12 protein-coding genes and 1 riboswitch are annotated in these 13,061 nt (G+C 55.6%); of the genes, 5 read left to right on the plus strand and 7 right to left on the minus strand.

The features are described 5' to 3' along the window. Positions 1-443: 443 nt before the first annotated feature. Both purH and purD read left to right on the plus strand, forming a co-directional pair. Positions 444-2,033 carry a bifunctional phosphoribosylaminoimidazolecarboxamide formyltransferase/IMP cyclohydrolase gene (purH, locus tag ACVKSX_RS23465; protein ID WP_033768368.1) on the plus strand — a complete coding sequence of 530 codons (1,590 nt, stop codon included), beginning with the start codon at positions 444-446 and terminating at the stop codon, positions 2,031-2,033. A 19-nt stretch (positions 2,034-2,052) separates the two neighbouring features. After that, a complete protein-coding gene (gene purD, locus ACVKSX_RS23470) occupies positions 2,053-3,333 on the plus strand; it encodes a phosphoribosylamine--glycine ligase (RefSeq protein WP_010261075.1) in 1,281 nt (426 codons plus the stop codon). 32 nt (positions 3,334-3,365) lie between these two features. Here purD and ACVKSX_RS23475 read toward each other — a convergent pair whose 3' ends face one another. From ACVKSX_RS23475 to nudC, 6 genes are all read right to left on the minus strand, one after another. Next, a complete protein-coding gene (locus ACVKSX_RS23475) occupies positions 3,366-4,028 on the minus strand; it encodes a DUF1481 domain-containing protein (protein WP_010261073.1) in 663 nt (220 codons plus the stop codon). A 69-nt stretch (positions 4,029-4,097) separates the two neighbouring features. After that, positions 4,098-4,370 carry a nucleoid-associated protein HU-alpha gene (gene hupA, locus ACVKSX_RS23480; RefSeq protein ID WP_003850136.1) on the minus strand — a complete coding sequence of 91 codons (273 nt, stop codon included), beginning with the start codon at positions 4,368-4,370 and terminating at the stop codon, positions 4,098-4,100. Positions 4,371-4,558: 188 nt separating this feature from the next. After that, on the minus strand, positions 4,559-5,149 hold the full coding sequence (locus ACVKSX_RS23485; RefSeq protein WP_010261070.1) for a YjaG family protein: 591 nt from the start codon (positions 5,147-5,149) through the stop codon (positions 4,559-4,561). 63 nt (positions 5,150-5,212) lie between these two features. Further along, a complete protein-coding gene (gene nfi / locus ACVKSX_RS23490; protein ID WP_010261068.1) occupies positions 5,213-5,881 on the minus strand; it encodes a deoxyribonuclease V in 669 nt (222 codons plus the stop codon). A 2-nt stretch (positions 5,882-5,883) separates the two neighbouring features. Next, positions 5,884-6,951, minus strand: a complete 1,068-nt coding sequence (gene hemE, locus ACVKSX_RS23495; RefSeq protein ID WP_010672222.1) for a uroporphyrinogen decarboxylase — start codon at positions 6,949-6,951, stop codon at positions 5,884-5,886. Between the two features lie 40 nt (positions 6,952-6,991). After that, the gene (nudC, locus tag ACVKSX_RS23500) at positions 6,992-7,762 is read right to left on the minus strand and encodes an NAD(+) diphosphatase (protein WP_010672223.1); all 771 of its coding nucleotides are present in this window, start codon (positions 7,760-7,762) and stop codon (positions 6,992-6,994) included. An 89-nt stretch (positions 7,763-7,851) separates the two neighbouring features. Between nudC and ACVKSX_RS23505 the strand changes: the two genes are divergently transcribed. The 3 genes from ACVKSX_RS23505 (at position 7,852) to thiE (ending at position 11,250) form a co-directional block, all read left to right on the plus strand. After that, positions 7,852-8,358 carry an Rsd/AlgQ family anti-sigma factor gene (locus tag ACVKSX_RS23505; protein WP_010261059.1) on the plus strand — a complete coding sequence of 169 codons (507 nt, stop codon included), beginning with the start codon at positions 7,852-7,854 and terminating at the stop codon, positions 8,356-8,358. Positions 8,359-8,510: 152 nt separating this feature from the next. Beyond that, positions 8,511-8,611: riboswitch (TPP riboswitch) on the plus strand. Positions 8,612-8,698: 87 nt separating this feature from the next. Beyond that, positions 8,699-10,621, plus strand: coding sequence for a phosphomethylpyrimidine synthase ThiC (thiC, locus tag ACVKSX_RS23510; RefSeq protein WP_010261057.1), 1,923 nt, complete (start codon positions 8,699-8,701; stop codon positions 10,619-10,621). 2 nt (positions 10,622-10,623) lie between these two features. Continuing rightward, a complete protein-coding gene (thiE, locus tag ACVKSX_RS23515; RefSeq protein ID WP_045140883.1) occupies positions 10,624-11,250 on the plus strand; it encodes a thiamine phosphate synthase in 627 nt (208 codons plus the stop codon). A gap of 194 nt (positions 11,251-11,444) precedes the next feature. On the opposite strand, the gene ACVKSX_RS23520 is transcribed toward thiE, so the two are convergent. Next, entirely contained in the window at positions 11,445-12,899 is a 1,455-nt protein-coding gene (locus tag ACVKSX_RS23520) for an aminotransferase-like domain-containing protein (RefSeq protein WP_010672226.1), read from the minus strand. Between the last annotated feature and the right edge of the window lie 162 nt (positions 12,900-13,061).

Here is a 13,061-nt window from a genome sequence, read left to right on the forward strand (position 1 = left end):
TCGCGAGGTGGCGTATATTACGCTTTCCTCCTGCAGAGTCAACCTCTTTCTCAGAAGTTTTTCTCCGGCGGCGCAGTCTCCTGTGCCTCTCAACCCGTTTTCCGTTGCCGGTGTGCCGTGTTGATGGATGCGCATTATAGGGAGTTGTCTGAGAGGCGCAACCCATAAATTGCATAAAAAAGAGCGTTCGCTGCATTCCACAGCAAAAGCGGCTGTTATACGCAGTTACACACAATGTTATCCACATTAGTCGGGCCAGATAAATTTAGGCGAGCATCACGCAAACGTTTTCGCTACAATGCCGGGCGAAGTTCCGGACACCCCTTTTCGGGGCGTTACCTGAGGTTTTTGATTTTTTCTTCCTATATAGAGAAGAGAAAACCGCTGTAAAGCCTGATGTAACGCTCTTATATACGCGAAACAAAGCCAAGGGATAAACCACCATGCAACAAACTCGTCCTGTACGCCGCGCATTGCTCAGTGTCTCTGACAAAGCCGGTATCCTCGAATTTGCTCAGGCGCTCTCAAGTCGCGGTGTCGAACTGCTCTCCACAGGCGGAACAGCTCGCCTGCTGGCGGATGCGGGTCTGGCTGTCACAGAAGTCTCTGACTACACCGGTTTCCCGGAAATGATGGATGGACGCGTCAAAACCCTGCATCCGAAAGTGCATGGCGGCATTTTAGGTCGTCGCGGCCAGGATGATGCCATTATGGCGCAGCACGACATCAGCCCAATCGACATGGTGGTCGTTAACCTCTATCCCTTTGCACAGACCGTCGCCCGTGAAGGATGTTCACTGGAAGATGCAGTGGAAAATATCGACATTGGTGGCCCGACCATGGTGCGCTCTGCTGCCAAGAACCATAAAGATGTGGCAATCGTGGTCAGCAGCGGCGACTACGATGCGATCATTGCCGAAATGGATGCTCATGAAAATGGCCTGACGCTTGAGACCCGTTTCGATCTGGCGATCAAAGCGTTCGAACACACCGCCGCGTATGACAGCATGATCGCTAACTACTTTGGCAGCCTGGTGCCCGCCTATCACGGTGATCGTAATCAGCCCGCCGGCCGTTTCCCGCGTACCCTGAATCTGAACTTCATTAAGAAGCAGGATATGCGCTACGGTGAAAACAGCCATCAGGATGCTGCCTTCTATATAGAAGAGAATATCACTGAAGCTTCAGTGGCGACTGCCCGGCAGGTTCAGGGTAAAGCGCTCTCCTATAACAACATTGCTGACACGGATGCTGCACTGGAGTGCGTAAAAGAGTTCAGTGAACCCGCCTGCGTCATCGTCAAACATGCGAACCCTTGTGGCGTAGCGACCGGTGACTCTCTGCTGGCAGCCTATGAGCGTGCTTACCAGACCGATCCGACCTCCGCATTTGGCGGCATCATCGCCTTTAACCGCGAGCTGGATGAAGCAACTGCGCAGGCCATTATCAGCCGCCAGTTTGTTGAGGTGATTATCGCGCCAGCGGTTTCCGAGGCCGCGCTGAAAATTACCGCCGCGAAGCAGAATGTCCGTGTCCTGATCTGCGGCCAATGGCAAAATCGTACTGCTGCACTGGATTTCAAACGCGTCAACGGGGGTCTGCTGGTACAGGATCGCGATCTCGGCATGGTTGATGCCAGCCAGCTGCGCGTCGTCAGTAAACGTCAGCCAACCGAACAGGAACTGCGTGATGCGCTGTTCTGCTGGAAAGTAGCGAAGTTCGTTAAGTCTAACGCCATTGTTTATGCACGCGACAACATGACCATCGGTATCGGTGCCGGACAGATGAGCCGTGTCTATTCCGCTAAGATTGCCGGCATTAAAGCAGCCGATGAAGGGCTGGAAGTAAAAGGATCAGCCATGGCGTCGGATGCCTTCTTCCCGTTCCGTGATGGTATTGATGCGGCAGCCGCGTCAGGCGTGAGCTGCGTCATCCAGCCTGGCGGCTCCATCCGCGATGAAGAGGTGATTGCGGCGGCTGATGAGCACGGCATTGCCATGATCTTCACCGACATGCGTCACTTCCGCCATTAATCGTTCTGGAGAGAAACAGATGAAAATTTTAGTAATCGGCAATGGCGGACGTGAACATGCTCTGGCCTGGAAAGCTGTCCAGTCGCCGCTGGCGGAAACCGTGTTTGTGGCACCGGGTAACGCGGGCACCGCATTAGAGCCTGCGCTGCAGAATGTCGCGATTAGTGCAACTGATGTCCCTGCCCTGCTTGAGTTTGCCCGGCGTGAAAAGATTGATCTGACGATTGTCGGCCCCGAAGCGCCGCTGGTGATTGGCATCGTGGATGCCTTCCGTGAGGCCGGGCTGGCTATCTTTGGTCCGACTCAGGCCGCTGCGCAGCTGGAAGGCTCTAAAGCTTTCACCAAGGATTTCCTGGCGCGTCATCAGATCCCGAGTGCGGAATACCAGAACTTCACCGAGGTTGAGCCCGCTCTCGCGTATCTGCGTGAGAAAGGCGCCCCTATCGTCATCAAAGCCGACGGCCTGGCCGCAGGTAAAGGCGTGATTGTGGCGATGACGCTGCAGGAAGCTGAGGATGCGGTTCAGGATATGCTGGCCGGAAACGCCTTTGGCGATGCCGGACACCGCATTGTGATTGAAGAGTTTCTGGATGGCGAAGAAGCCAGCTTCATCGTGATGGTGGACGGCGAGCATGTGCTGCCCATGGCCACCAGCCAGGATCACAAACGCGTGGGCGATGGCGATACCGGTCCGAACACCGGCGGAATGGGTGCCTACTCTCCGGCTCCGGTTGTCACCGATGAGATTCACCAGCGCGTTATGGATCAGGTTATCTGGCCGACCGTGCGCGGCATGGCGGCTGAAGGCAACGTCTATACCGGTTTTCTCTATGCCGGCCTGATGATCGATCACACCGGGCAGCCGAAAGTGATCGAATTCAACTGCCGCTTCGGCGATCCGGAGACTCAGCCGATCATGCTGCGCCTGCAGTCGGATCTGGTCGATCTTTGCCTGGCCGCCTGTGACGGTAAACTGGATCAGAAAACGTCACAATGGGATCCCCGCCCTGCGCTGGGTGTGGTGCTGGCGGCGGGCGGTTATCCGGGTGACTACGCTCAGGGCGATCAGATTCACGGTCTGCCACTCGAAGAAGTGGCTGACGGCAAGGTATTCCACGCCGGAACACGGCTGGAAGAGGACCTGGTGCTGACAAACGGTGGCCGCGTGCTGTGTGTCACCGCGCTGGGCGACGATGTGGCCGCGGCACAAAAGCGGGCTTATGAGCTGACACAGCCGATCTCATGGCAGGGCAGCTTCTGTCGCCGCGATATCGGCTACCGCGCCATTAATCGCAAATAAGTTCAGGGGGCACCAGGTGCCCCCTTTTCAATTCACATATCTTCTTCTGTCGGCTGCTGTGAGCAGTCATCCTGCTGACTGACCCGCAATAGCTGTATCCCTTCCGGCGCTTCAAGCCATGACACCATCAGCGGTGCCGATGCGCGGCGTTGCTGCTGTGTCAGCATCTGCAGAGCGTCGGCGTCAAAAGCGGGTCTGACCTGCTGGCCTTCGCAACTCTCCAGCACATTGTTTCCCAGCCAGTGTCCCTGTCTGAGGAACACCTGACCGCTTAATAGCGCATCGCTGAGGTTACGCATCCGCTCGGCATCAAACTTATAGAGCTCAACCGCATCCGGGCTGACCGCTTCACGCCGGCCTGAAAGCTGGCGCTGCATAAAGTTAAGACCGCCAGCCTGGTCAAAGCGCAGGGTCACATCATCAGGCTGGTTGCCCTTCACCTGACGCTGGATGCTGATCAACGACTCTTCCAGCCAGACATAATCCGTCACTTCACCCTCACCGCCACTGAACGGCGTATAGAAGGTGCGGATATGGACCGACTGGTGGTCGCTGTTTTTACGCCAGATACGAACAACACCACGATCGGCAAGATAGCCACTGGCAGAAAAGGGGGGAATATCCGGAGTAGAGCTGCAACCGAAAAGAAAAAGGGAGAGAAACAGAACAGATAAACGCTGAAACAGCGGGGTCATGATGGCTGGCCTCTTAAACAAAAGGGGCGAAACGCCCCCTGTTTTAAAGCTTAACCGCAGTGCGACGTCTTACTTAACGGCGTCTTTCAGCGCTTTACCAGACACGAATGCCGGTACATTTGCTGCAGCGATTTTGATCTCTTTGCCAGTCTGCGGGTTACGACCGGTACGCTCAGCGCGGTGGTTCACTTTAAAAGTACCAAAACCAACCAGTTGTACAGCATCACCATCTTTCAGAGACTCAGTGATCGCAGCCAGAGTAGATTCCAGCGCTGCCTTTGCCTGGGTTTTAGACAGGTCAGCTTTTTCTGCGATCACATCAATCAGTTGAGTCTTGTTCATAAGTTATCCTTAAAGTGTATTTATCGCTTGCTAAGCAACGAGTGCGAGGGAAAAGCCATATTCTGGCACTCTTCTGCCTGCACGCACCGATAGCCACAATTTTCAGCCCCCCAAATGTAGACCAGACAGGGGGCCAATGTGAAGCCTCCAGGCGCGCTAATTCGGGCCTGAAGTCACGTTTTATCGCCTTACTGCTGGAAATTTATACCGATGTTGCTAATTCCCGCTTCACGCAGGTCAGATCGCAGACCTTTAATCAATTCAAGGTCGCGCTCTTCACACTCCGCCAGCAGGCGGAAAATCTCCCACTGAAGGTCCCACTCATCGATGATAGCCGGGTTTTCACGCAGCTCTTCGTCGGTCATTTCGCGTCCAGCCTGGGTCATTTCCAGCATGGCGATAGTGGTAATTGAGGTCTCGCTGACTTCAATTGCATGCTCAAGAGTTTCACCGCTCAGCTGCGCATGTACGACTTCGCTTAATGCCACACAGGCATCGATAGCCGGATAAACGCCGTAAACCTCAAACGCATCACCATCCGGAATGGCGGCTTCGAGCTTTTCCAGCTGGCTGTCGAAATTAATCTTCGCATCTTTGACCGTCAGGTTTTCCCAGATCAGATCAAGAATACGGCGATAGAGTGCCGGATCGGCAAATTCAGTCTGCTCGCAGAACGCGCGATAGTTGGGATACATGCGCTCGCACAGGCAGGCCATAAAAGTAAGGTGCTGCCAGCTTTCCAGCTTCGCCAGACGCAGATGAACGGGATTTTGTAACATAAAGGTGGCTCTTATTCGTTTCGCTGGCCGCAGTGTAACTGCAAAACCGCAGCACAAACAGTGTTAAAGCGCGTTTTGCCAGCGCTGGAAAGCGGTTCGGTTCGAGGCAACCGCGTCGGCCCAGCGGGTCGGTTCCGGCAGGCGGTAACCACGCGTACAGTTTTCGACCCACTGCAACGCGGTATCCAGGCTGACACGATGACCGGTGGCGACAAACAGCGGATTACAACGGAGCTTGCTGCGCCATACCCAGCCTATCTGCTCACCTTTGTCGATCAGTGGCTGGCGACTGCCAGGCTGCGCATCCAGATCGGCAAAACGGCCACACAGGCGACTTTTCGCGACACCAATGGTGGGCACATCGACCAGCAGACCAAAATGTGACGCAACGCCAAGTCGTCGTGGATGCGAAATACCGTGTCCATCCACAAACAGCAGGTCCGGCTTTTGCTCCAGCATCTGCCAGGCGGCCATCAGCGCTGGATATTCACGGAATGAGAGAAAGCCCGGAATGTAAGGCATGGTGGTCTCAACGCGTGCGATGCGATGCTCCACCAGCTTTAAGGAGGGATACTCCAGTATCACCATCGCCGCCCGGGTGATAGTGCCTTCCTGCTCAAATCCAACGTCTGCCCCGCCGATAAAGCGGGGTGGCAGCACATCAAAGTCATCTTCTCGCACCACATCAGCGGCGCGTTGTAACTGCTCAGCGCGAAGTGCGGCAATATCCATGATTACTCCTGATGCCAGGGACGTGATAAACGGTGTACCGCCTCAACAAAGACGCCCGCATTTTCCGGTGGCACATCCAGATGAATACCATGACCCAGATTAAAGACATGCCCGGTGCCCGAGCCAAAGCGCTCCAGGATCCCAGCCACTTCCTGTTCGATACGCTCAGGTGCCGCATAGAGCATAGAAGGATCCATGTTGCCCTGCAGGGCGACTTTGTCGCCCACGCGACGGCGTGCGTCATCAATATCGGTGGTCCAGTCGAGACCCAGCGCGTCACAACCGGTGGCGGCCATCGCTTCCAGCCACTGTCCGCCGCCTTTGGTGAAGAGCGTCACCGGCACGCGGCGACCGTCGTTTTCACGCAGCAGGCCATCGACAATTTTGTGCATGTAATGGAGTGAGAATTCGCGGTAATCACGACCGGTCAGCACGCCACCCCAGGTATCAAACACCATAACGGACTGCGCACCGGCGCGGATCTGAGCATTGAGATAGAGGATGACGCTGTCGGCCAGCTTATCCAGCATCGCGTGGAGCGTAGCGGGATCGGCATACATCATCTTCTTAATTTTGGTAAACGCCTTGCTGCTCCCGCCTTCCACCATATAGGTGGCCAGCGTCCACGGACTGCCAGAGAAGCCAATCAGCGGCAGGTCGCCGTTCAGGTTCTTACGGATGGTACGGACAGCATTCATCACATAGCCCAGCTCCATTTCGGGATCGGGCACCGGTAAACGCTCAACGTCAGCGCGACAGGTCACAGGGTTTGAGAAACGCGGGCCTTCGCCGGTTTCAAAGTAGAGACCCAGTCCCATCGCATCCGGAATGGTCAGGATGTCACTGAAGAGGATGGCGGCATCCAGCGGATAACGGCGCAGCGGCTGCAGGGTGACTTCACAGGCCAGCTCGGCGTTTTTACACAGCGACATAAAGTCACCCGCCTGGGCGCGTGTCGCTTTGTACTCCGGCAAATAGCGCCCGGCTTGTCGCATCATCCAGACCGGCGTGACATCAACCGGCTGACGTAACAGGGCACGCAAATAACGATCGTTCTTCAGTTCACTCATCTCAACACTCTCTCAATAACAGGCGTGTAGTGTAGCACTTTCACACTTCGGCGCGGCACAGAGCGACGGTATCTTCAATCAGGCGGCGCGCCACGGTGCCTGGCGGTGGCAGCAACGGCAGCTCATCAAAACGGAACCAGGCCGCATCCAGCAGCTCTTTACCATCGTGCTGCAGATCGCCGCTGTCATACTCCGCCATAAAGGCTGTCATCAGCGATTGCGGGAAGGGCCACGGCTGGGAGGTAACGTAACGGACGTTTTTGACGCGGATATTGCTCTCTTCCATCACTTCGCGGGCAACGGCCTGCTCCAGCGTCTCGCCCACCTCCACAAAACCCGCCAGCACGGTGTAGACCTTGTTGCGATGGCGGGCATGATTCGCCAGCAGGATTTCATCACCGCGACGGATAGCCACAATGATGCAGGGTGCGATCTGCGGATAGTAACGCTCGCGGCAATGGCTGCAGAGACAGGCAAATTCATGTTTGCTTTGGTGCATTTCATGGCCGCAATAGCCGCACCAGCGATGAGAACGGTAGAATTCCGCCAGTTGCACACCGCGACCCACCAGCTGAAACAGCGCCACATCCTGATCGATCAGCTGTCGTACTGAGAACATATCGGCAGAACGCGGCTCACAAATCAGCCAGACTTTTTCGCCCTGCCACTCACCGATGGTCCGGGCTTTACTGCCGGTCAAACCAAATTTTTCGGCGTTTCCGTGGGGTAAATCACCTTGTGGCAACCAAAGTTTCTGTTCATGGCTGACAATCCACCATCCAGCGTCTACGCTTGAGATTTCGCATTGCATTTATTTCGTCATCCTTAGCGTCAACTCGCACGCTGAAGCCCTGATGTTAAGTGTGTAGATAAACAACTATAACTCACATGGAGTTAGATATGCTTAACCAGTTAGACGTCCTGGCTGAACGCGTAGGTGGCAGTAATGAACTGGTCGATTCGTGGCTTGAAGCCCGTCGTCAGCTACTGGTGACCTATTATCACCTGGTCGGACTTAAACCAAATAAAGAGGCGCTGACGCGTCTTGATGAGCAGGCTCTGGACAACTTCTGTCACGGTCTGGTCGATTATCTTTCTGCGGGTCACTTCAGTATCTATGAACGCGTGATCAGTGAAATGAGTGGCGACAGCCCGATGATTGCCGCCGCACAGATCTATCCACCGCTGGAAGCCAATACTGAGCGTCTGATGCAGCTGTATGACGGCCACCTGCAGCAGGCAATCGACGACGAGAACTGCATGACCTTCCAGCAGGCACTCTCCGAAGTGGGTGAAGTGCTGGAAGCACGCTTTACGCTGGAAGATAAGCTGATCCAGCTGGCATGGGATAACCAGCTTGTCCCCCCGCCGGTTGCCAATGACAGCCATATCGCGCGTCCGGCTTAATCATCATCTCCGGCAAAGGGGTTGAGATTATCCCGTAGCCCTTTTATGCTGAACAGGTTCTGAGGAGAGTGCTCCAAAGAACCTTTTTGATTTTTGCTTTGAAATATAAGGTTTTTACATCTGGCTCTGTTATCAGACACCAGCGTAAAAACAGCTTCTTGTCGGAGTGCCCAGTTGGGCTGAGACCGTTAATTCGGGATCCGCGGAACCTGATCAGGTTAGAACCTGCGAAGGGAACAAGAGTAAATATTCTCTGTATGCCAGCATGCTAACGCTGTCTATACGGTTACTCCTTCCGAACTCCGGACAAGCATCGTTCCCCCTTAACAGGATGATTGCTATGTCTGACCAAAAAACAACCCGTCGTGAACAGCGTGCCCAGGCGCAGGAATTTATTGATTCCCTGCAAAGCGGCAGTGCATTTCCCCAGTCCCGCCGCATCTGGATTACCGGCAGCCGCGAGGATATTCGCGTTCCCATGCGTGAAATCGTGCTAAGCCCGACTCACATCGGCGGCAGCAAAGAACAGCCTCTCTATGAGCAGAACGAAGCGGTACCGGTCTATGACACGGCGGGTGCCTATGGCGATCCCGCGGCACAGATCGATGTTCATCGGGGCCTGGAAAAGCTGCGCGCCCGCTGGATTGCTGAACGCGACGACAGCGAACTTCTCGAACAGAACAGCTCAGGCTATACCCAGCAGCGGCTGGCTGACGAGGGGCTGGATCATCTGCGTTTCGATCAACTGCCGACACCGCGCCGTGCCCGCGCAGGCTGCTGCGTCACGCAATTGCACTATGCCCGCCAGGGGATCATCACCCCGGAGATGGAATTTATCGCACTGCGGGAAAACATGGGCCGTGAGCGAATCCGCAGTGAGGTATTGCTGCAACAGCATCCCGGCCACAGTTTTGGCGCGCATCTGCCAGCCAGTATCACGCCCGAGTTTGTACGTCAGGAGGTCGCTGCCGGACGCGCCATTATCCCTGCCAATATCAATCACCCTGAATCGGAGCCGATGATCATTGGCCGCAACTTTCTGGTTAAGGTCAATGCCAACATCGGTAACTCGGCGGTGACCTCTTCTATTGAGGAAGAGGTGGAAAAACTGGTCTGGTCGACTCGCTGGGGTGCCGATACGGTGATGGATCTCTCTACCGGTCGTTATATTCATGAAACGCGCGAATGGATTTTGCGAAACAGCCCGGTGCCAATCGGTACAGTGCCGATTTATCAGGCGCTGGAAAAAGTGAATGGCGTGGCCGAGGCCCTGAACTGGGAAATATTCCGCGATACGCTGCTTGAGCAGGCGGAACAGGGTGTCGATTACTTCACTATCCACGCTGGCGTGCTGCTGCGTTATGTCCCGATGACGGCGAAACGTCTGACCGGAATTGTATCGCGGGGTGGATCTATCATGGCGAAATGGTGCCTGTCGCATCATCAGGAGAGCTTCCTGTATCAGCACTTCCGGGAGATTTGTGAAATCTGCGCCGCCTATGATGTCTCCCTGTCGCTGGGCGATGGCCTTCGTCCGGGTTCCATTCAGGATGCCAACGATGAGGCGCAGTTTGCCGAACTGCGTACCCTGGGCGAACTGACCCGTATTGCCTGGGAATATGACGTTCAGGTCATGATTGAAGGCCCGGGGCACGTCCCGATGCATATGATCCGCCGCAACATGACCGAACAGCTCGACCTGTGCGATGAAGCCCCCTTCTACACCCTTGGCCCGCTGACCACCGACATCGCGCCCGGCTATGACCATTTCACCTCCGGTATCGGTGCTGCCATGATTGGCTGGTTTGGTTGCGCCATGTTGTGTTACGTCACGCCCAAAGAGCATCTGGGTCTGCCGAACAAAGAGGATGTGAAGCAGGGATTGATCACCTACAAAATAGCAGCGCATGCCGCCGATCTGGCGAAAGGCCATCCGGGTGCGCAGATCCGTGATAACGCCATGTCCAAAGCGCGCTTTGAGTTCCGCTGGGAAGATCAGTTTAATCTGGCGCTGGATCCCCATACGGCGCGGGCTATGCATGATGAAACCCTGCCGCAGGAGTCGGGCAAAGTGGCCCATTTCTGCTCGATGTGTGGCCCTAAGTTCTGCTCGATGAAAATTTCACAGGAGGTGCGCGAGTTCGCAGCACGTCAGGATACGCGCGCCGAGCCCGTTGAAGTGGGCATGGCGCAGATGTCAGACCGTTTTCGTCGGCGCGGCGGTGAGCTTTATCATCCCGCCGATGCCATTAAGGAGGAGTAACGATGCCCGCATTTCCCGCTACCGCCCCGCGCCTGGGGCTTTATCCGGTGGTTGATAGCCCCGACTGGATTGAGCGCCTGCTGAAGATGGGCGTTCGTACACTGCAGCTGCGCATCAAAGATCAGCCCGATGAGGTCGCCGAGCCCGCCATCGCTCAGGCGATTGCAATGGGTAAACGCTATGACGCGCGCCTGTTTATCAATGACTACTGGCAGCTGGCGATAAAGCATCAGGCTTATGGCGTGCATCTGGGTCAGGAGGATCTCGATGTCGCCGATCTTGCCCGGATTCATCAGGCAGGATTGCGTCTGGGGCTCTCCACCCATGACGATGCTGAACTGGACCGCGCACTGGCAATCCAGCCCTCTTACATCGCGCTTGGACATATTTTCCCGACGCAGACCAAAGAGATGCCTTCTGCGCCGCAGGGCATTGAACAGCTGAAGCGGCATCTGACGCGCCTGACGCATATCCCCACCGTGGCAATTGGCGGTATTTCGATTGCTCGGGCACCTGACGTGCTGGCAACCGGCGTAGGGAGTATTGCGGTGGTGAGTGCGATTACCCAGGCAGATGACTGGCGTGAAGCAACACGTACTTTGCTGGCGCTGGCAGAGCTTCACCAATAAGGATTTGTGGAAGCTGTCCCGCATAGCGGCTGCAAAACCAGTAACGCCAGCGTTTCTGCCGGGAAAGCGGTGCGCAAAAGCGTAAGTTGCCGCTGGCGTGCTCTGATCCAAAACCTTAACGTGGCCTCCGTCAGGTTAAGGTTATCTGACCAGGGCCGGTTCCCTCCTCTTGCCGGCCCTGCTTCTTCTTTTCGCTATGCGAGAGTTGAAGCTGAAATCTGCGTTTCATGCTGGCACGAGAGCATGGCGCGTTCGACGGCTGCACCCACCAGCGCCAGCGCCTTTTCAGTCTGCTCGTTGATCGGCAGCCCGTAGTTTAAGCGCAGACAGTTACGGTATTTACCCGAGGCCGAAAAGAGTGAGCCTACGGCTATCTGAATTTTTGACTCGCGCAATTCGCGGTTGAGCCGGACCGCATCAAACGCTTCGGGGAGTTCTATCCACATCAGAAAACCGCCCTGAGGACGGGAAACGCAGATGCCGCAGGGAAAGTAGTGGCGCACCCAGCAGCTAAAGGTTTCATAGTTACGATGATAGATTTGCCGCATCCGGCGCAGATGGGGCTGATAATGGCCCTGGCGGATAAACTCGGAGACCGCATGCTGAGGCTGTGTGGCGGTGGAACCTGTGACGATATATTTCATGTGCAGTACACGGTCGCGATAGCGGCCGGGTGCAACCCAGCCGACACGCAAACCTGGCGCCAGCGTTTTGGAAAAGGAGCTGCACAGCAGAACCCGGCCATCGAGATCCAGCGCTTTAATGGTCGCTGGGCGCGGATATTCCCAGGCTAACTCACCATAAACATCATCTTCAATGACCGCCGCGTCAAACCGCTGCGCCAGTGCCAGCAATGCCCGCTTACGCGGCTCAGGCATGATAAATCCCAGCGGATTATTACAGTTCGGCACAACAACGACTGCTTTAATCGGCCATTGATCAAACGCCAGTTCCAGCGCTTCCAGGCTGATGCCGGTTACCGCATCGGTCGGGATCTCGATGGCACGAATGCCAAAGCCGCGCAGGGTTTGCATGATCCCGTGAAAAGAAGGCGACTCAACGGCAATGATATCGCCCGGCTCGCAGACCGCACGCACGGCTACCGATAACGCTTCATGGCAGCCGGTGGTAATAACAATGTCATCGGCGGTGAGCTGGCAACCGCTATCTATCGCCAGTCGTGCAACCTGTTGCCGCAGTGCGAGAACACCATAGAGGTTGTCATAATTGAGCAGCGCGATGTCCTGCTTCTGAGCCTGTCGGCTGAAGGCTTTCCACAGCGGCTTAAGCGTCGGTTGGGTCAGATCGGGCATGCCGCTTCCCAGCTGCAACACATCATCTTCCAGACGGCTGTTAATCAGCTCCAGCACCGCATCCCACTGCGTTACTTCAACCGGCCGCTGTGCGGGACGGGTCAGCGCAGGCATCGGGGGCGTCGCCTTACGCGAGGCCACAAAATAGCCAGAGCGCGACTGCGGCGTAATCATCTGCTTCTCTTCCAGCAGATGATAAGCCTGCTGCACGGTGCTGATACTGACGCCATGTTCGGCACTCAGACTGCGTACCGAGGGCAGGCGCTCACCACTGCGATATAAACCTTGTTCGATACGCTGAGCCAGCAGCGTGGCCAGATGTTCATATCGCGTCATTGTATTTCCTCTGACTCAGTAGCTGAGCATTAACCGGTACAGTTATGCCTCTTTTTTACCATTCAGATCGCCATTACCGCAATCTGTATGTTAAAGAAAGGTGATTTTTGCGTCTGTATCATACAGAGCGATCCGCTGAGAATAGTCCTCAGACAATTCACT

The organism is Pantoea sp. PvP021, assembly GCF_054056055.1.